Annotated in this window: 17 protein-coding genes; 15 read left to right on the forward strand and 2 right to left on the reverse strand. The window is 70.7% G+C overall.

All coding sequences use genetic code 11. The features are described 5' to 3' along the window. Positions 1–18 precede the first annotated feature (18 nt). The 7 genes from OG472_RS38225 (at position 19) to OG472_RS38255 (ending at position 6,075) form a co-directional block, all read left to right on the forward strand. A complete protein-coding gene (locus tag OG472_RS38225) occupies positions 19–1,335 on the forward strand; it encodes an MFS transporter (RefSeq protein WP_405942683.1) in 1,317 nt (438 codons plus the stop codon). A 196-nt stretch (positions 1,336–1,531) separates the two neighbouring features. Then, positions 1,532–2,875, forward strand: coding sequence for a class I adenylate-forming enzyme family protein (locus tag OG472_RS38230; protein ID WP_401606092.1), 1,344 nt, complete (start codon positions 1,532–1,534; stop codon positions 2,873–2,875). Beyond that, positions 2,872–3,639, forward strand: a complete 768-nt coding sequence (locus OG472_RS38235) for an SDR family NAD(P)-dependent oxidoreductase (RefSeq protein WP_401606094.1) — start codon at positions 2,872–2,874, stop codon at positions 3,637–3,639. Before OG472_RS38230 ends, OG472_RS38235 begins: the two co-directional genes overlap by 4 nt. Continuing rightward, complete coding sequence (locus OG472_RS38240; RefSeq protein WP_405942684.1) at positions 3,633–3,899, forward strand: phosphopantetheine-binding protein; 267 nt, start codon at positions 3,633–3,635, stop codon at positions 3,897–3,899. Before OG472_RS38235 ends, OG472_RS38240 begins: the two co-directional genes overlap by 7 nt. 12 nt (positions 3,900–3,911) lie before the next feature. Continuing rightward, positions 3,912–4,691, forward strand: a complete 780-nt coding sequence (locus tag OG472_RS38245) for a thioesterase II family protein (RefSeq protein WP_405942685.1) — start codon at positions 3,912–3,914, stop codon at positions 4,689–4,691. After that, a complete protein-coding gene (locus OG472_RS38250; RefSeq protein WP_405942686.1) occupies positions 4,691–5,149 on the forward strand; it encodes a hypothetical protein in 459 nt (152 codons plus the stop codon). The genes OG472_RS38245 and OG472_RS38250 overlap by 1 nt, the downstream gene beginning before the upstream one ends. A gap of 170 nt (positions 5,150–5,319) precedes the next feature. Beyond that, complete coding sequence (locus OG472_RS38255; protein ID WP_405833648.1) at positions 5,320–6,075, forward strand: thioesterase II family protein; 756 nt, start codon at positions 5,320–5,322, stop codon at positions 6,073–6,075. Positions 6,076–6,150: 75 nt separating this feature from the next. Here OG472_RS38255 and OG472_RS38260 read toward each other — a convergent pair whose 3' ends face one another. Further along, the gene (locus OG472_RS38260; protein ID WP_405833650.1) at positions 6,151–6,570 is read right to left on the reverse strand and encodes an arsenate reductase ArsC; all 420 of its coding nucleotides are present in this window, start codon (positions 6,568–6,570) and stop codon (positions 6,151–6,153) included. 94 nt (positions 6,571–6,664) lie between these two features. Here OG472_RS38260 and OG472_RS38265 point away from each other — a divergent pair, with 94 nt between their 5' ends. From OG472_RS38265 to OG472_RS38285, 5 genes are all read left to right on the forward strand, one after another. Continuing rightward, complete coding sequence (locus OG472_RS38265) at positions 6,665–6,979, forward strand: ArsR/SmtB family transcription factor (protein WP_405942687.1); 315 nt, start codon at positions 6,665–6,667, stop codon at positions 6,977–6,979. Positions 6,980–7,019: 40 nt separating this feature from the next. After that, a complete protein-coding gene (locus OG472_RS38270; protein ID WP_405942688.1) occupies positions 7,020–7,796 on the forward strand; it encodes an aquaporin in 777 nt (258 codons plus the stop codon). Between the two features lie 71 nt (positions 7,797–7,867). Continuing rightward, positions 7,868–8,602, forward strand: coding sequence for a hypothetical protein (locus OG472_RS38275; RefSeq protein ID WP_405942689.1), 735 nt, complete (start codon positions 7,868–7,870; stop codon positions 8,600–8,602). A gap of 212 nt (positions 8,603–8,814) precedes the next feature. Continuing rightward, positions 8,815–13,074: a trypsin-like peptidase domain-containing protein gene (locus OG472_RS38280; protein ID WP_405942690.1), complete on the forward strand. Its 4,260-nt coding sequence runs from the start codon at positions 8,815–8,817 to the stop codon at positions 13,072–13,074. Positions 13,075–13,180: 106 nt separating this feature from the next. After that, positions 13,181–13,564, forward strand: a complete 384-nt coding sequence (locus OG472_RS38285) for a CU044_2847 family protein (RefSeq protein WP_405942691.1) — start codon at positions 13,181–13,183, stop codon at positions 13,562–13,564. Positions 13,565–13,604: 40 nt separating this feature from the next. Here OG472_RS38285 and OG472_RS38290 read toward each other — a convergent pair whose 3' ends face one another. After that, positions 13,605–14,249 (reverse strand): TetR/AcrR family transcriptional regulator, encoded by a 645-nt coding sequence (locus OG472_RS38290; protein ID WP_401606122.1) that lies wholly within the window; start codon positions 14,247–14,249, stop codon positions 13,605–13,607. Between the two features lie 127 nt (positions 14,250–14,376). Between OG472_RS38290 and OG472_RS38295 the strand changes: the two genes are divergently transcribed. The 3 genes from OG472_RS38295 to OG472_RS38305 all read left to right on the forward strand — a co-directional run bounded on the left by OG472_RS38295 (position 14,377) and on the right by OG472_RS38305 (position 18,512). Beyond that, positions 14,377–16,071: an ABC-F family ATP-binding cassette domain-containing protein gene (locus tag OG472_RS38295; protein ID WP_405942692.1), complete on the forward strand. Its 1,695-nt coding sequence runs from the start codon at positions 14,377–14,379 to the stop codon at positions 16,069–16,071. A gap of 58 nt (positions 16,072–16,129) precedes the next feature. Further along, a complete protein-coding gene (locus tag OG472_RS38300) occupies positions 16,130–17,047 on the forward strand; it encodes a virginiamycin B lyase (RefSeq protein WP_401606127.1) in 918 nt (305 codons plus the stop codon). Between the two features lie 406 nt (positions 17,048–17,453). Next, positions 17,454–18,512, forward strand: a complete 1,059-nt coding sequence (locus OG472_RS38305; protein WP_401606129.1) for a 3-oxoacyl-ACP synthase III family protein — start codon at positions 17,454–17,456, stop codon at positions 18,510–18,512. Positions 18,513–18,515: the final 3 nt, after the last annotated feature.

Genomic DNA, 18,515 nt, shown 5'->3' on the forward strand with positions numbered 1-18,515 from the left:
GCGAAAGATGCCTCCCCCATGTCCTCAACCAAGCAAAATCCGCTCCGCGTGATCGGGTTGCTGCCACGCCGCGCTCAGGCGCTGCTGGTGGCCAACGCGGTGAACTCGTTCGGCGCCGGGCTGGTCATGCCCTTCCTGCTGGTGTACTTCGGAGACATCCGCGGCCTGGACATCCGGATCGGCCCCGCCGCGATCGCCGTCACCGGCCTGTGCTCGTTCGGCTCCGGGCTGGTCTGGGGCCACCTGCTGGACAAGCTCAGCTACCGGCTCGTGATGCCGGTCGTCATGATCATCGCCGGTGTCGGAACCGGCCTCTACGCCATCGCGGACCGGCCGTGGATCGCGCTGGCCGTCTCCGCCCTCTACGGCCTCGGCATGGGCGGCGTGGGCACGGTCACCAAGACGATGTTCGCCACGGTGGTGCCGAAGGAGCAGCGCACGCTGACCTTCGGCCTCGAGTTCACGCTCTTCAACGCCTTCGTCGGACTCGGCGTCCTGGTCGGCGGCCTGGTGGCCTCGGGCACCCTGCGCAGCTACCAGCTGCTCTACCTGGGTGACGGGCTCTCCTTCGTCATCACCGCGGCGGCCTTCCTGGTCCTCCTGCCGAAGACCGCGGAGAAGCAGCACCCCAAGGCCGCGGCGGACGCCGACGCCCCCGCGCCCTCCTACCGCTCCGTTCTCCGCATCCCCGCGCTCGCGCTGGCCCTGTTCTGCATGCTGCTGTGCGCGACCGTCTCCCTCAGCCAGTTCCAGTCCGCGCTGCCCGGCTACGTCACGGTCAACGACGCGGTCACGCCGGGCGGGATCTCGGTGGCCTTCATCGCGAACGTCGTGGTGATCGTCCTCGCCCAGTTCCTGCTCATGCCGCGGCTGGACGGCGTGCGCAGGAGCACGCTGATCTCGGCTTCGGGCGTCCTCTCGGCGGCCAGCTGGGTGTGCGTCTTCTTCGCGGGCATGACCTCCGGGACCGCCGCGCTGGTGACGCTCATCGCGGGTGTCGCGATCTTCTCGGTCGCCGAGGTCATCGTGATCCCCATCGTCGCCGCCCTCATCAACGGACTGGTCACCGACGAGGTCCGCGGGCGCACCAACGCCCTGTTCTCCTTCGTCATCTCGGGGGGCATGATCCTGGGCCCCCTGCTCACGACCGCCCTCCTCGAGGTCGACCACGGCAGAGCGCTGATCGTGGTCCTGGCGGTCGGCAGCCTGCTCGTCCCCCTGGCCGGCCTCAAGCTTCGCCGGAGCCTGCCGGACGAGCAGGACATCCCCGCGGCGAAGGCCGCGACCACGGCCGAGGCCGAGTCGGACGGCGAACTGGCCGCCGCGACGGCCTGATCTCCGGGCTCCGGGCCGGACGGCATCGTGCCTTTCGGCCCGGCGGCCCGGCGGCCCGCGCCCCCGCGTCGGGCGCCACGAGCCGCCCTGGACGACGACCGCCTCGTCCTCGCCTGCGATGCGATGCCGGAGGTTCGCCGCCCCATGCCCTTTTCGAAAGAAGGCAACAGCTGATGACGAACACAACGAGGAAGCCGTGACGAGTTCACTGATCGATCGATTCCGTGCCTTCGGGGACGGTGACGCCCTCGTCGTCGACGGAGTCCGGTACACGTACGCGGCGCTGGCGGAACGCGTCCGGGACTGGCAGGCCTACCTCGACGAGCACGATGTCGGCGCCGGCCACGTGGTGGCCCTGGAAGGGGCCTGCGACGTCGACGTGGTCGCCGCGTTCGTCGCACTGGCCGACCGGGGCGGGATCGTCGTCCCGCTGCCCCGGTCCTCCGGTGCCAAGCGCGCCGAATACCACGAGACCGCCGAGGTGGAAGTGGCCATCACCGTGGCCGGCGAGGCGGGGCGCGCCATCGAGCGGACCGGCCTGCGGGCCACGCACGCACTCCACGGACGCCTCCGGGACGCCGGGACACCGGGCCTGGTGCTGTTCAGCTCGGGAACCACGGGGCGCAGCAAGGCGATCGTGCTCGACCTGGGCACGATGCTCGCGCAGTACGGCGAGCCGTCGCGGGCCCGCCGCACCCTGGGCTTCCTCAGCATCGACCACATCGGCGGGATCAACACCCTGCTGCACACGCTCAACCACGGCGGCACCCTGGTCACGGTCTCCGACCGCAGGCCCGACACGGTGTGCTCGGCGATCGCCGCCTTCGGCGTCGAGGTCCTTCCCACCACGCCGACGTTCCTCAACATGCTGCTCATCTCGCACGCTCACGAACAGCACGACCTGTCGTCGCTGGCACTGATCACCTACGGCACCGAGCCCATGCCCCAGCGCACGCTCGAGCTGCTCAACGAGGCGCTGCCGTCGGTGCGGTTCAAGCAGACGTACGGCCTTTCGGAGCTCGGCATCATGGCGACCAAGTCGAAGGGCGACGGGAGCCTGTGGGTCAAGCTCGGCGGCCCGGGGTTCGACTACCGGATCGTCGACGGAATCCTCTGGGTGCGCTCCGACACGGCCATGCTGGGCTACCTCAACGCGTCCGCCCCGTTCGACGGCGACGGCTACTTCAACACCCAGGACGCCGTGGAGACCGACGGCGACTACGTACGGATCCTCGGCCGCGTCACCGAACTGATCAATGTGGCCGGCGAGAAGGTCTACCCGAGCGAGGTCGAGAGCGTCCTGCTCGAAATCCCGAACATCGCCGAGGCCACGGTCTCCGGCAGGCCCAGCCACGTGACGGGCATGGTGGTGAAGGCCACCGTGAAACTGGTCAGCCCCGCGGACGCGCGCGAAGTCGCCCGCCAGGTCCGCGAGTACTGCGGCCGACGGCTGGAAGCGTACAAAGTGCCGCTCGTCGTGGAAGTCTCCGACGCCGACCAGCACTCCGACCGGTTCAAGAAGGTGCGTACTCCCGCATGACAGAGAATCTCAGCACAGCAGTGGAGAAGGGCGTCGGCGAAGGACGGGTGGCCGTCGTCAGCGGCGGCAGCCGCGGGCTCGGACGCGTCCTGGTCGAGCGCCTGCTCGCCGACGGATGGCGCGTCGCCACCTTCAGCCGCTCCGCCTCCGAATTCATCGCCGAATCGAGCGCGGCCCACCCGGAATCCTTCTACTGGGAGGCCGTCGACCTGGGTGAGCCCACGACGGCGCGGGCCTTCGTCCGGAACGTCCACCGCGTGTTCGGCAGGCTGGACCTGCTCGTCAACAACGCGGGCCTGGTACGCGAGGAACTGCTCTTCACCATGCCGCCGAAGGCGATCGAGGCGCAGATCACCGCCAACCTGGTCGCCCCCATCATGCTCACCCAGGCCTGCGCGCGACTGATGACCCGCCAGGGCGGCGGGAACATCGTCAACATCTCGTCCATCAACGCCGTCCGCGGCTATCGGGGCGTCTCGGTCTACGCGGCGGCCAAGGCCGGGCTCGACGGGTTCACCCGGAGCCTGGCCCGTGAACTCGGCGGCAACGGAATCCGCGTCAACTCGGTGGTGCCCGGCTACTTCGACAGCGCGATGACCGCGGAGATGCCCGCCGCGTACCGCCAACGCATCGAGCGCCGGACCCCCCTCGGCAGGCTCGCGGCGGCGGACGACATCGCCGACGCCGTTCTCTATCTCAGCTCACCCCGGGCGGAATTCGTTACCGGGCAATCCCTGGTCATTGACGGAGGTCTCACATGCTGAACGCACAAGAGTCGATCGAAGCGGAAATCCTTCGCCTGCTGCAGGGCGCGGACGGGGAAACCCCCACCATTTCCCCGACGAGCGACCTGGTCGGGCTCGGCCTCACCTCGCTCATGTTCGCCGAGTTGCTCATCGGCATGGAGATGGAGCTCGGAGTGGACCCCTTCCAGGGCGAGACCTCGATCGTCGAGATGCGGACGGTCGGCGACCTGGTCGACGCCTACGACGCTGCGCTCCGCGCAGAGTCCGCACGAGGGTGAGGGAGCGGGACCTTGAGCATCTGCGTTCTCCGCGGCCGGTCGACCGTCGCCGTGGAACCCGCTGAACTGACCTTGATCCTCCTGCCCCACGCGGGAGGGTCGGCGGGGAGCTTCGTACCTCTCCTGCCCCACCTGCCCGAGAGCTGGCGGATCCTGGTCCCGGAGCTGCCGGCGCGAGCGACCGCACCCAAGCAGCCGGTCTGCCCGAGCATCGAGAGCGCGGTGGACTCGTTCGCCGGGGACCTGGCCGGAGAACTGTCCGGACCCTACGCGGTCTTCGGCCACTGCCTCGGTGCGCTGATCGCCTTCGAGCTCGTCCACGAACTCGCGAAGCGGGGGCACCAGCCGCTGTGGACCGGTGTGTCGGGGAGCCCGGCGCCCCAACTCGTCGTCTCCGAACCGGCGAACGGCCGGCCCGAGGACTGGACGCGCGACCAGTACGTCGACTACATGCGCTGGCTGGGCAACACCCCCGAGGCGCTGTGGAACAACACCGTACTGGCGGACCGCATGATCGCCGCGCTCCGCAACGACCTCATCGTGAACCACGGATACCGGTACGGGGGCCACGAACCCTTGACCTCTCCGCTCTCCGTCATGAGGGGAGACTCCGATCCGCTGGTCAGCGCCGAGGAGATGCAGGCCTGGGCCGATCACGCGGGCGCCACCGATTTCCGCACCTGGCCGGGGGACCACTTCTACGTCTTCGACCGCGCGCCCGAGGTATCCGCCCGGATCGTCGGCGCGATCGCCGAAGCAGCCGCACAGACCGACATGATGGGGAGTCGTTGATGGCCACCAGATCTGCCCGCGCCGTATGGCGGGGCCCGTTGTTCGGCGACCGGCCGAAGGACGCCGGGGAAGGCACGGTCTCCCTCGATTCGGTGGGCGCCGACCTGCGGATGCGATGGAGCAGCAGGACCTCCGAGCCTGCCGGCGAGAGCACCCCGGAGGAGCTCGTGGCGGCCGCGCTGGCCATGGACTACGCGCAGTGCCTCACCCACAAGCTCGAAGAGCGCGGCCACCTCGCCCGCGAACTCGATGTCGAAGCCACGCTCCACCTGGAACTCGTCGAACCCGGCCGCCACTCCCTCACCTCGGGCTCCCTGACCGTCCGCGGTGTGGCGGACGTGCCCCTCGCCCTGTTCCAGGACCTTGCCGTGATCGCCCACAAGGAGTGCTTCCTCGTCATAGCCCTGGACCTCCCCATCTCGGTCCGGGCAACCCTGGCCGGCCCCGGCGAAACGTAGGCGGCACCGCCCCGGCCGGCCTCCGCATCGCCGGGCCCGACGGCCACGCCGTGCGGGGGCGGCCGCCCGGGCCCCGATCACCGGGGACGACACGTCCCCGCGGCCGCCCTGCGCAGCGGACCGCGTGCATACGAACAGCCGACAGACCCGACGACGAGGTGCACACGAGCATGACCACCGGTACGGACAGCGACACGTGGTTCCGCAGGTACTCCACGACGGCCACACCCCGCCGCCGCCTGGTGGTTCTGCCGCACGCGGGCGGCTCCGCAACCTTCTTCCACCCCTGGGGCAGCTCCTTCGGCAGTGACACGGAAGTCCTGGTGGCGAAGTACCCGGGCCGGCACGAGCGGCTCTCCGATCCCTTCATCTACACCATGGACGTGCTCGCCGACCAGGTCACCGCGGCGCTGCTGCCTCTCGCGGACGTACCCATGACGTTCTTCGGCCACAGCATGGGGGCCTCGCTGGCCTACGAGGTGGTGCAGCGTCTGGAGAAGCGGCACGCCGTTCTGCCCGCCGCCCTCCACGTGTCCAGTCGCGAGGCACCGCACCGGGTGCTGCCCCGTTCGCTCTACCGGGAGGAGGACGCGGCGCTGATCGCCGAGCTGCGCAGGCTCGGCGGGACCGACTCCGCCCTCCTGGACGACCCGGACGTCCAGGAGTTCGTACTGCCGGTGATCCGTGCGGACCTCACCATCGCGGACACCTACGGTCCGCGCCCCGCCACCCCGGTCGGCTGTCCCGTCCACGCCTGGATCGGCGACGCGGACCCGTCCACGCCGGCGGGGGAGATGAATGCCTGGGGCGATGTCGCGCCCCGCGGATTCCAGCTGCGGGTCCTGCCCGGCGGCCACTTCTACCTGGTCGAACAGCACGGCGTGGTGGTGCGCGAGCTCTCGGATCAACTGGCGGGCGTGGGCTGACGGTCGGCGGCGGTCAGGAGGCTTCCCCGGCTGCGCGCCGGTGGTGTGGAGGGGGTCGCGGTCGCGTCGTGCGCCTCAGGCCTTCGGCCTGGCGTCGATCTCGGCGATGAGGCCCACGACGAGGTCCCTGATCTCGTCGCGGATGGGGCGGACGGCCTCGACGCCCTGGCCGGCCGGGTCTTCGAGCTGCCAGTCGAGGTAGGTCTTGCCGGGGAAGTAGGGGCAGGCGTCTCCGCAGCCCATCGTGATGATGTAGTCGGAGGCCTGGGCGGCCTCGGGGGTGAGGACCTTCGGCTTCTGGCCGGAGATGTCGATGCCCAGCTCGGCCATGGCGGCGACGGCGGAGGGGTTGATCTGCTCGCCGGGCACGGAGCCGGCGGAGCGGACCTCGACGCGGTCTCCCGCGAGGTGGCGCAGGAACCCGGCCGCCATCTGGGAGCGGCCCGCGTTGTGGATGCAGACGAACAGGACGGAGGCGGCTGGGGCGGAGGGCATCTGTACTTCCTTGGGTTCCCTGGATCCCGTTCAAGGAGCCAATGAGGTCAGCTCGGGCTGGTGTCAGCCTCAGCTGATGTGACAGTATCAGTCCATGATGACGTCAGTCGACACTGATCTGATCCGGGTTCTGGCCGACCCGCTCAGGCTCCGGATCGTGACCCTGCTCGCCCGCGAGACCCTCTGCACCACCCACCTCGTGGAGGAGACGGGCGCGAAGCAGACGAACCTCTCCAACCACATGAAGGTGCTGCGGGAGGCCGGGGTCGTGGATACGGAGCCGTGCGGGAGGTTCGTCTACTACCGCCTGCGCCCGGAAGTCATCGAAGCCCTCTCCGGTCAGTTCGCCGACCTCGCCCGGACCGCGCGGGCCACCGCAGAAGCGAACGTCAAGCGGTCCTGCCCGTAGCCTTCCGCGCTTTGCCTCACCTGCCCGAGGAGAACCCGCCTTGACCGCCACCCAGCCCGTCGGCACCCCGATACCTGCCGACGTGCCCCAGCCCGCACCGGGCGCGACTCCGCCCCGCACCCCGCTGATCGCCCGCGCCGCCGCCGAGCTGGTCGGTACCGCAGCGCTCGTCGCGGTCGTCGTCGGCTCGGGCGTCCAGGCCACGAAACTCACCCAGGACGCGGCCCTGCAGCTGCTGGCCAACTCCACCGCCACCGTCTTCGGTCTCGGCGTCCTCATCGCACTCCTCGGCCCGGTGTCCGGGGCCCACTTCAATCCGGCCGTGACGCTGGCCGAGTGGTGGACCGCCCGCCGCGGCGGCGCCGGAGTCGGCGCCCGCGAGGTGGCCGTGTACGTGCCCTCGCAGATCGTCGGTGCGGTCGCGGGCGCGATCCTGGCGGACGCGATGTTCGGCGAGCCGCTGGTCAAGTGGTCCACCCACGACCGCTCCGCCGGGAACCTCCTCCTCGGCGAGGTCGTGGCGACCGCCGGCCTGATCCTGCTGATCTTCGGCCTGGCCCGAACCGACCGCCTCCGCTTCGCACCCGTCGCCGTGGCCTCCTACATCGGCGCCGCGTACTGGTTCACCTCCTCCACCTCTTTCGCCAACCCGGCGGTCACGATCGGCCGCGCCTTCACGGACACGTTCGCGGGCATCGCCCCGGCCTCGGTGCCCGGCTTCATCGGCATGCAGCTCGTGGGCGTCGTCGTGGGCCTGGCCCTGGTGGCGGTCATCTTCATGCGCGGCACGACGGACAGCGGGACGCCCGGGGCGTGACGCGGTGCTCGGATGCGCGGCACCAGCTGGGATGGCCAGGGATTGGCACCGCCCAGGGATATGGTCCAGTTGTGGCAGGAACAAAGTGGCAATTGCGGTGGATCGCGCTGATGTTCGCTGGCGCAGGCATGTTCCTCGCGGTTCTAACGATCTCCAACCTCGAGGTGGGAGGCGTACTCCACCGCCGTCCCGAGTCGGCCGGAATCTCCGAACCCGACGAGTCCCCATTCCGACGGGCCATCCTCAGGGACCGTACCCAGCTCTTTGACGGAGAGCTCGACTACGATCTCCCCTTTCGGGTGAGAATGGGCGATGACATCGAGGTACTGGCCTCGATCACAGCCGTGAAGCACGAGGCTTCGCTCAATCCGCCGGCCCCAGGACACGATTCCGTCGAACGTGAGTTCCGGGTGGGTGGAGTTCAGAAGGCATACCTCTCGGATCCGGGCGACGATCTCGTCATCAAGCAGCTCGGCTCGCCGAACGGCAGCAGCATCGCCGCCGTGGGGGACTCTGCACAGTGGCGTTGGTATGTCACACCTCGCAAGCCGGGCAGCTTCACGCTGGACCTCGTGATCGAGACCTACCAGCGGGACACCGATGTCCTCCTCGCGCGCACGGAGCCACCCGTCAACATTGCTGTGACCGTGACGAACACCTGGAAGTACCGCATCTCGTCGGCGAAGGAATGGCTCTTCGCCGCCGCAGCCGTTCTCGCCGCTCTCGGGGCGATCTCGGCCTTCTTCCGGAAGCCCTTGACGGCCTTCCTCGCCCGGTTCATGGCGGGCAGGGGCAATCAGCCCTGACCGCGGACGGGCTGCTGCGGAGGGGTTCGCCCGAGCTCATGTGGCCCGAACCGCAGGGTCGTGCGATGCGGATGTGGCGAGGTGGGTCTCCTGCGGAGCGCAGCCGTGCTTATCTGCAACTGGTGCTTCGGCAAGGCGAGTTGTGCAGGCTGGTCGCGCCGATGATGCTGGCCTGAGGCATGGCAGAGGACCGGTTGAATACGGGGGAGTTCATGGCCGCTGTGCGGGGGAGCGACGTGCTCGAGGCGTCGCAGGTGCGGGTCTTATCGACCGAGGGGGAGGTGGTCGGTGCCGGGTTTCTCATTGCCGCCGATGTGGTGTGCACCTGTGCCCACGTCGTGGCGCAGGCGCTCGGAATGCCGAACGGTGCGCAGGAGGCGCCGGGCGAGCCGGTGGATCTCGATTTTCCGCTCTTGGACGGCCGCCCCAGCGTGCGGGCGAGCGTGGTCTCCTGGCGGCGCGGCGGGCAGGATGTAGCGCTGCTGAGACTGGAGACGGCCGTCGAGGGCGCGCGGCCGGTGAACCTGGTCGACGGGAGCGGCGTATGGGGCCACACGTTCCGTGCGCTGGGATACCCGGGCGGCGCCGATCGCGGGGTGTGGGCCTCCGGCATCCTGCTCGCCGGGCAGGGGTCGGGCTGGGTGCAGATGGAGGTCCAGGGGCCGGGGCCGCGGATCTCGGGAGGGTTCAGCGGGTCGCCGGTCTGGGACGACGCGCAGGACGGCGTCGTCGGCATGACGGTCGCCGCACACGTGGGAGAGCGCACCGCCTACCTGCTGCCGTCGGCCGAGCTGATCGACGAAGAGACGCTGCAGTCGCGCTGCCCGTTCCAGGGCCTCGCGGCCTTCTCGGAGGGCAGCGCGGAGTTCTTTCACGGGCGCGAAAGTGACATTGCACGTGTGTACAAGGCCGTCCGCAGGCGGCCGGTGACCCTCGTCGCCGGGCCCTCGGGGTGCGGGAAATCCTCGCTGGTGGGGGCGGGGGTACTGCCCCGGCTGCGGGCCGAGGGAATGGGCGTGACGGAGCTGCGGCCCGTGCCGGGTGTACGGGCGTCCGCGGTACTGGCCACGGCGCTGATCGGAGTTCTGGAACCGGGTCTCGGCGAGATCGAACGGCTGACCGGGGTGGAGGAACTGGCACGCCTGCTGGAGAGCGACGAGGACGTCCCGGCAGGGTTGCGAGGACGGATCCTCGCCCGCGGTGAGGGAGCCGGCCATCTGTTGTTCGTCGACCAGTTCGAGGAATACGCGGGCGCCGAGCCGGCTGCTGCCCGCAACCTGTTGGAGCTGCTCGCCGCGCTGGCCGGCAAGGAGGGCGCGGCGGTGCTGCGGGTCGTCGCGACGGCACGGCCCGATTCCCTCGACGCGTTGGTGACGGCCGATACGTCCGATCTGGTCAGCGACGCCGTGGAGTTTCTGGCGCCGCTGGCCGCCGAGGGCCTGGAGCGGGCGGTGACCGCGCCCGTCGACAGCGTGCCGGGGCTGTGGTTCGAGCCGGGACTGCCGGAACGGATCATTACGGATGCGGGCGACGAGCCCGGCCGGATGACCCTGGTCCAGTTCGCCCTGACCGAGCTGTGGGAGCGGCGCAGCCGGTCGATGCTGACCCACGCGGCCTACGACGAGCTGGGTGGAGTGGCAGGGGCTCTGGTCGGATACGCGGATGACACGCTCGACAGGCTGACACCATCCCGGCAACGACTCGCCCAGCGGCTGTTCGTGCAGCTGGCCCGCCCGGACGGCGAAGCCTTCCTCCGTCGTCCTACCCCGGTCGCCGACCTGGCTCCCGAACTCGTCGAGTTGGCGAGGGAGCTGGCGCCGAGCAAGCTCGTCGTCCTCTCCCGGGCCCCGGGCGGCGCCGAAGAGATCGTCGATCTGGCGCACGAGGCCCTGACCCGGCTCTGGCCGAACCTTCGGGAATGGCTGGCCGACTCCCGGGACTTCCGCGCCTGGCAGGAGCAGCTCCGGGCCGACTTGCGACGGTGGCATGCACAGCAGAGGGAGAACGCCCGGCTGCTGAGCGGTACCGATCTGGCGGAGGCCGATCGTCGGCTGACCGCGCATGCCGACGACATAGCCGCCGAAGAGCGCGGATATGTCCTCCTGAGCCTGCGCCACTCCCGGCGCGGCACCCGGATCAAGCAGGCCGCCCTGGCGGGGCTGTCCATTCTCACCGTGCTGGCCTTCGTACTGGCGCTGTCCACCGTGCAGAGTCTTCGGAAGACCGAGGAGCAGTTACGGACCCAGGCGGCGGGGCTGCTCGCTCAGGACGCGGAGGACACGCCTGCCAGCAACCCCACCACTGCCATACAGCTGGCCCTGGCCGGGTGGAGGACTCAGCAGACCCCAAAGACCCGCGATGCGCTGATGCACCAGTACGCACGGGGGCAGTACCTGGTGGGCGCCTATCCGTCGGTGTGGACGGGCCAGGTCAAGGGCATGGACGCCACACCGGACGGCCGTACCCTTGTGGTGGTGTCGAAGCCGGCGGGCGGTGACGTCTTCACGTTCACCGTGGTCACGGGCGCCCTCGAAGGCAAAATCCGGACCAGCGAACTCAGCGGAGTCCCCGAGGGAAATTTCGTGAGCAGCATCAGCCCCGACGGCCGCCTTTTCGTCGTGGCCGCAGAGGATTCGATCCGGCTGTGGCGGTTGAGCAACCCGAAGGAACCCATCGTCCTGAACCGCGGCGAGCACAAGATTGCCCAACAGACCGGAGGGACCCTTGACTTCAGCAGCGACGGGAAGCGGCTGCTGCTCACGATGGACGACCATTCCGTGGACTGCAACAACGACGCCCAGCGGTGTGTGCCGGCCTTCGCCGAAGCGTGGGAAGTGCCCTCCGGCGACCGATTGCCCGTCGCGGACAGCCTCGTGGCCGGGCACAGGGTGGACGAGGCGGCCTTCACCACAGACCCCGGCACCGTGGCCGTGTCCAGCTTCGACGGGGCCGCTCGGCACGTCGAAGTCAAGGATCTGACCACCGGACGACACCTCTACAGTCCGGGCCCGATGCCCGAGGGAACCTCCTCTGCCGCGATTCTCGGAGCCGGAGGTGAGACCGCGATCTGGTCGGCCGACGGACAGACGTACAGCCAGGCACTGGGCCGTACACCCGGCCCGAGCACCGCGATTCCCGAAGTGGGCGAGCCCGACGACGCCACGGGAAACTACGAAGTCGAAGGCAGGGCGGACATCGGGGAAGTCGACGAGGGCGGGTACGTCGAATCGACCTTGACCGATGTGCGAACCGGACAGGTCTACCGCACACGCCTGCCTACCTCCGGTGGCCTGCCCGCTGGGTACACGGGTGTCGCGGCGGTGCCGGGGACGGACGGCGAGCTCACCGTTCTCGTGCCCGTCGGCACGACGCTGATGGCAGTGCGGGCCGAGCGGTCGGGCCGTGAACGGTTCCGGCCCGGGAACGGTAACGGCAAGGAAGGCAGGTTCGCGCTTTCGCCCGACGGGCGCGCCGTCGCCAGGGCCCACGAGAAGACCCTTGAGATCCTGGATGCCTCCCGCACGGTCCTGCGGTCCGTGGAGCTGCCGGCCCCTGCGGAGCGCAGCGACTGGATGGTCACCTGGACCCCCGACTCCCAATCGGTCGTGGTGTGGGGGCGCGAGGCCGGCCTCCATCGCGCCTACGCGGCATCCGACCTCAGCAGGAGTGTGCCGCTCCCCCAGGAGGCACAGAAGGGGGAGAGGATCGACAGCGTCGTCGGTGTGCAGCGGAGCGAGTTCGTCCTGTTGACCAAGAACGGCACGCTGGCGCGTCTCGACGCCACCCGTGGGACCGTCCTCACCCAGCCCTTCGCCTCCCACCCAGGACCCAACTCCAACGGCGGTCTCGGCGATCTCTTTCTGTACGGGCAGCTCATGGCCCGCCCCGGGCACCCCGGACAGGTCGCCGTCGTGACCAGGACAGGAGGCGGCCACGGCGAGATCATGCTGTGGGACACCCTCGCCCCAACGCAGGTCGCGATGCTGCCGGGCCCCGCCATCAGCGTCCCGTACACGGAGGATTCGCTCGGCAGCGGGATCGTCTTCACCCCCGACGGCTCGCGGCTCGCCGTACAGAACACCGACGGACAGGTGCGCCTCTGGGACGTCGACCGCCAGGAACCGCTGCGGGAAGAGGTGCCCCACCCGACCGGGATGCAGCTGATCGGGTTCACCCCGGACGGCAGACTCGTCACGTACCTCGACCGACGGGTCGAAGTCCATGACCTGACGGACGGCTCCTCCGTCTCGCTGGCCGTGGCGGACTGGAGCACGGAGGAGGTGACCGCGACGACGGCACAGCTCACACAAGACCACCAGCTGGTGATCGACAACAGTGAAGGGCGCCGCGCCTTCGACCTCCGGCCCGAAGCCCAGTTCCGTACCCTGTGCGCCGGCGCGGCACGCGACTACACCAAGGACGAACGCAAGCGCCTCCCGAAGGGAACCCCGTCCAGGCCGCCCTGCTCCTGAACGTCCCCTCGCGTCTCCGGCGGCTCGTGGAGCTCCAACTGCCACTGTCTTGTACCAAGTTGGTCTTTTCCCGGATCCCCCGGAATCCCTTCTGCACACTCCTTCCATGACCGGTTCAGAGAACTTCCATCTCAACGACGGCACCACGGTTCGCTTCCTGCTGACGAACGTCGGCCCACCTGCTCACAAGGACGACGACTTGGCTGACGGTCTCGGCCCGATCGTCCCCGTGGGCCGGCGGGCGGACGCCGTGGCCGCGGTCGCCGCCGACGCGCTGCGCAGCACGCTCAGGCCGCTGGGCACCCTGGTCCAGGAAGTCCACGCCGCCATGACCACGGTGCCCACACCACCCACAGAGATCAGCGTCACGTTCGGCATCCAGCTCACCCAGGACCTGAAACTCGGCATCGTCAACGGCAACGGCCAAGCCCACCTGACCGTCACCGCCAGCTGGAGCCCGGAGCAGGACGCCCCCGCCCCGCCCGCCTGACCGGGAGCCGCTGCGGCGGCGCAGCGGCGGGCCTGCGGAGTCATGGCGGCGTGCCGAAGGTGCCGGCCCGGGCCGCCGCGGCGGCGGCCCGGGCGGCGCGGTGCGGGAGCGCCGGGTCGGGGGCGGCCCGGATCAGCAGCAGTTCGTGGTAGAGCGGGGCGGTCGCCGCGACGAGCAGGGCCCGGCTGTCGGCGGGGCCCGGCAGTTCGCCCCGGTCGGCTGCTCGGGTGACGACCACCGCGCACCGTGCGTAGCGGTCCTCCCAGAAGCGTGACAGTGCCGCCGCCGCCTGCGGCGAGCGGAATCCGGCGGCGATCAGAGCGGTGGTCAGGTTCGGCCCGCCGCCCGCCAGCGCCTCGTACACCTCCTGGTTGAGGGCGGTCAGGTCGTCCTCCAGCGATCCGGTGTCCGGGGGGCTCCACGTGTCGTCGGACGCGGTGTCGAGTACGTCGGCCAGCAGGTGTCCGACGTCGCGCCAGCGCCGGTAGACGGTCGTGCGGTGGACCCCGGCGCGTTCGGCGACCGCGTCGACCGTCAGCCCGTCGTACCCGGCCTCCAGGAGCAGTGCGCCCACCGCCTCCAGCACCTGGGTGCGGACGCGGGCGCTCCGGCCGCCCGTCCGGCGCCGCCTCGTGGCCGGTTCCTGCCGGCCGGAATCTTCGCTTGCCTGCGCGGTGGAATCCATGCCAGCATTTTAACGCAACATTCGTCGCTTTAAAGGAGAAGTCCTGTGCTCATCCCCCGCGTTGCCGCCCACCACACCGCCGTCGTGCCGACCCCCGCCCCCGCCCCCGAATCCCTGGAGCCGCCCTGTGACCGCACAGCTCACCGCGTCTGACCTCACCAAGTCCTACGAAGGCCGCCTGGTCCTCGATTCCGTCGACTGCTCCGTCCCCACCGGCGAACGTCTCGGCATCGTCGGCGAGAACGGCTCGGGCAAGTCCACCCTGCTCCGGCTGCTGGCCGGGGCCGAGCGCCCGGACCGCGGCGAGGTCGTCCTGCACGCCGAAGGCGGCGTCGGCCACCTCGCGCAAGAGGAAAGCCTCCCCCCGCACCTGACCGTCCAGCAGGTGGTCGACCGAGGCCTCGCCGAGCTGCGTGCCCTGGAGCGGGACCTGCGCCGGCTGGAGGCCCTCATGGCCGGCGGCGACGCCACCGCCGTGACCCTCACCGCGTACGCCGAAACCCTCACGGCCTTCGAACTGCGCGGCGGGTACGAGGCGGACGCCCGTGTGGAGCGTTCCCTGCACGGCCTCGGCCTGCCGGGCCTGCCCCGCGAGCGCGCCGTCGGCGGCCTGTCCGGCGGCGAGGCCGTACGCCTGCGGCTGGCCGTACTGCTCGCCGCCGCCCCGGAGGTGCTGCTCCTCGACGAGCCCACCAACCACCTCGACGGCGCCGCCCTGACCTGGCTGGAGGACCACCTGCGGGCCCGGCGCGGCATCACGGTCGCCGTCTCCCACGACAGGGCCTTCCTGGAACGCGTCGCCACCTCCCTCCTGGAGGTCGACGGTGACCTGCACAGGACCGTGCGGTACGGCAACGGCTACGCCGGCTACCTGGCGGAGCGCGCCGCCGAGCGGCGGCGCCGCGCCGAGGCCCACGCCGCCTGGAGGGCCGAGGCGGCCCGGCTGCGCGAGGCCGCCGCCGTCACCGCCCGCCGGGTGGCGCCCGGGCGGGCCATGAAGGACGGCAACAAGATGGCGTACGACCGCGCCGCCGGCCGGGTCCAGCAGTCCGTCGCGAGCCGGGTCCGTAACGCCGAGGAACGGCTCGCCCGGCTGCTGGCCCGGCCGGTGCCCGCCCCCGCGGACCCGCTGCGGTTCACTGCCGTGCCGCGCACCGCCACCACCGCCACCGCCACCACCGCAACCGGGCCCGGGGCGCCCGCCGGGCCGGCCGGATCCGGCGACGCGCGACGGGTACTGCTGGCCGCGGCGGGCGTCGCGGTCGAGGGGCGGCTCGCGCCGGTGGACGTGACCGTGCGGGACGGCGGCCGGCTGCTGGTCACGGGCCCGAACGGGGTGGGCAAGAGCACCCTGTTGCACGTACTGGCCGGCGTCCTGGACCCCGACCTCGGGCAGGTCGTCCGGTACGGCCGGACCGGGCTGCTGGCCCAGCACACCGACGCCGGCACAGGCCGCGGGACGCTGCTCGCGGCCTACGCCGAGGGCCGCCCCGGGACTCCCGAGGAACACGCCGAACGGCTCCTGTCGCTCGGCCTGTTCGCCCGCGACCGGCTGTCGGCTCCGGTCGGCTCCCTGTCCGTCGGGCAGCGGCAGCGGCTGGCCCTGGCCCGACTGGTCACCGAACCGGCCGACGTCCTGCTGCTCGACGAGCCCACGAACCATCTCTCCCCGGCACTGGCGGAGGAACTGGACGAGGCGCTGGCCCGGTTCGCCGGCGCAGTGGTCGTCGTCAGCCACGACCGGCGGCTGTGCGCCCGCTGGCCGGGCGACCGGCTCACCCTGCGCGCCCCGGCGCCCGCCGCAGCCGGCGCCCGCCCGTGACGGCAGTCCGCTCCTCCGCTCCCGCCCGCACCTCCTCCCCGTCGAAAGGACGCCCCGCTTGACCACCTCCGCAAGCCCGCTCGGCACCCTCACCCCGCCCACCGCCGATTCCGGCCCGTACGCGCTCGCGGTCGGGCCTGACGGCGCTCTGTGGTGCACCCTCGTCCACGCCGGGCGCATCGCCCGCCTCACCCCGTCGACCGGCCGCGTCGAGGAGTTCGCACTGGATTCCCCCGACTGCGGCCCCACCCTGGTCACCGCCGGAGCGGACGGCGCGCTGTGGTTCACCCGGTACCGCGACCACCGGATCGGCCGGATCACCGTGGACGGCGAGACCCGCTCGTACGCGCTTCCCGGCGGTGCGGGCGGGCCGTACGGGATCGCGGCCGGCCCCGACGGCGCCGTGTGGTTCACCCTGACGAACACCGACCGCATCGGCCGGATCGACGCGGACGGCGAGGTCCGCGAGTTCCCCCTGCCGTGCGAGGGGGGATTCCCGTCCTCGCTCACGGCGGGCCCCGACGGTGCCCTGTGGTTCACCCTCAACCAGGCGAACGCGATCGGCCGGATCACCGTCTCCGGCGAGGTCCGGCTCCACCCCCTGCCCACGCCCGGCGCCGCCCCGGTCGGGATCGCGGCCGGCCCGGACGGGAGTCTGTGGTTCGCCGAGATCGGCGCCGGGCGGATCGGACGGCTCACGACCGGCAGGGCAGGCGTGGAGATCACCGGGTTCGCGCTGCCCGAAGCCGACTGCCGCCCCCACGCCGTCGCCGTCGCCGCTGACGGGACCTGCTGGTTCACCGAGTGGGCCACCGGCCGGATCGGCTCCGTCACCCCGGACGGGACGGTCACCGAGCACCCCCTCGCACGCCGGGACCGCGAACCCCACGGGCTCGCTTTCGGCCCGGACGGCACCTTGTACGTCGCGGAGGAGCGCAGCGGCATCTCCAGGTGGGCGGTACACCACGCCGCCTGAGACCCGAAGGGACGGTAGGCCGACAGAACGGCCAAGGCGGTGACGGCCTGGTCCACACCGATCCCGGCGCCGAGGCGGCCCATCGCGCCCCCGACGTCAACGCACGGGACGGCGGCAGGGGGGCACGCCCCGTGCAGTGGACCGAGTGGTTCCGGACAGGTTTTCGAGGGTGTGGGCGTCGCCGAGACGGGCCGAGGCCCTGGTTCTGCCTGGTATCGCGGTGGGAGCGGGTGGCCGGTATTGAATCAAATACTCCGTATTTGCGAATCTCCGGCGGCTCGGCAGCACCTCCGTACGCTACGGTAACTTGACTGTCCGTTACCTTCCGGACGTCCCTCGAATCCCCTGCCAACCACCGCCCAGGTACTCCCATGCCTCGGTGGACCGTCACGGAGAGCGACACGAAATGAGCACCACCGCACACAGCCGAATAGAAGCCTTAGGCGTCTGCCTTCCGGCAGCCGTCCAGACCACCCCCCAACTCGCCGCCCTGGTCCCGGGGCTGGGGGAGGCGGACATCGAGAAGATCACCGGGATCGCCGAGCGGCGCGTGTACGACCCCGAACCGGCCGCTGGCGAGGACTCGTTCGGGATGGCCCTGTCCGCCGCCCGGGACGCGCTGGAGTCCTCCCGCTACCGGGCCGCGGACCTCGACATCGTCATCTCCGCCTCGATCACCCGCTTCAAGGACGGCAACCGCTTCACCTTCGAACCGTCCTTCGCGGCGATGCTGGCCAGAGAGCTGGGCGCCGGCTCCGCCATCCACTTCGACGTCTCCAACGCCTGCGCCGGAATGATGACCGGCGTGTGGCTGCTCGACCGCATGATCCGCTCCGGTGCCGTGCGCCGCGGCCTGGTCGTCAGCGGCGAGCAGGCCACCCGTGTCGCACAGACCGCCGCACGCGAGATGACCGGCTCCTACGACCCGCAGTTCGCCTCGCTCTCCGTCGGGGATTCGGCGTCCGCAGTCGTCCTCGACGTTTCCGCCGACGCCGCCGACCGCATCCACTACATCGAGCTGATGACCTGCTCCGAGTACTCCCACCTGTGCATGGGCATGCCCAGCGACCGCACCCCGGGCATCGCCCTCTACACGGACAACAAAAAGATGCACAACCGCGACCGGCTCAAGCTGTGGCCGCGGTTCCACGGGGACTTCCTGGCCAAGCGCGGGCGGTCGTTCACCGGTGAGGACTTCGACTACGTCATCCAGCACCAGGTCGGCACCCGTTTCATCGACTACGTCAACCAGACGGCCGAGGCCGAGTTCGCCGCCCCCATGCCCGCCTCCCTCTCCGTGGTCGAGCGGTACGGGAACACCGCCACGACCTCGCACTTCCTGACGCTGTGCGAGCACCTCAGGGCGGGCAGCGCGCGCCCCGGGTCCAAGTACCTGCTGGTGCCGGCCGCCTCCGGCGTGGTCACCGGTGCCCTGTCCGCGACGCTCACGAACGTGGGGGTCTGAGCC

The sequence above is a fragment of the Streptomyces sp. NBC_00207 genome, assembly GCF_045160965.1.
Lineage (GTDB): Bacteria > Actinomycetota > Actinomycetes > Streptomycetales > Streptomycetaceae > Streptomyces.

Coding starts and splice junctions, on each gene's coding strand:
- OG472_RS38240 (WP_405942684.1), top strand. CDS start 3,633: ATGCTGAACGCACAAGAGTCGATCGAAGCGGAAATCCTTCGCCTGCTG.
- OG472_RS38265 (WP_405942687.1), top strand. CDS start 6,665: ATGATGACGTCAGTCGACACTGATCTGATCCGGGTTCTGGCCGACCCG.
- OG472_RS38290 (WP_401606122.1), bottom strand. CDS start 14,249: ATGGATTCCACCGCGCAGGCAAGCGAAGATTCCGGCCGGCAGGAACCG.
- OG472_RS38255 (WP_405833648.1), top strand. CDS start 5,320: ATGACCACCGGTACGGACAGCGACACGTGGTTCCGCAGGTACTCCACG.
- OG472_RS38235 (WP_401606094.1), top strand. CDS start 2,872: ATGACAGAGAATCTCAGCACAGCAGTGGAGAAGGGCGTCGGCGAAGGA.
- OG472_RS38225 (WP_405942683.1), top strand. CDS start 19: ATGTCCTCAACCAAGCAAAATCCGCTCCGCGTGATCGGGTTGCTGCCA.
- OG472_RS38260 (WP_405833650.1), bottom strand. CDS start 6,570: ATGCCCTCCGCCCCAGCCGCCTCCGTCCTGTTCGTCTGCATCCACAAC.
- OG472_RS38285 (WP_405942691.1), top strand. CDS start 13,181: ATGACCGGTTCAGAGAACTTCCATCTCAACGACGGCACCACGGTTCGC.
- OG472_RS38305 (WP_401606129.1), top strand. CDS start 17,454: ATGAGCACCACCGCACACAGCCGAATAGAAGCCTTAGGCGTCTGCCTT.
- OG472_RS38280 (WP_405942690.1), top strand. CDS start 8,815: ATGGCCGCTGTGCGGGGGAGCGACGTGCTCGAGGCGTCGCAGGTGCGG.
- OG472_RS38250 (WP_405942686.1), top strand. CDS start 4,691: ATGGCCACCAGATCTGCCCGCGCCGTATGGCGGGGCCCGTTGTTCGGC.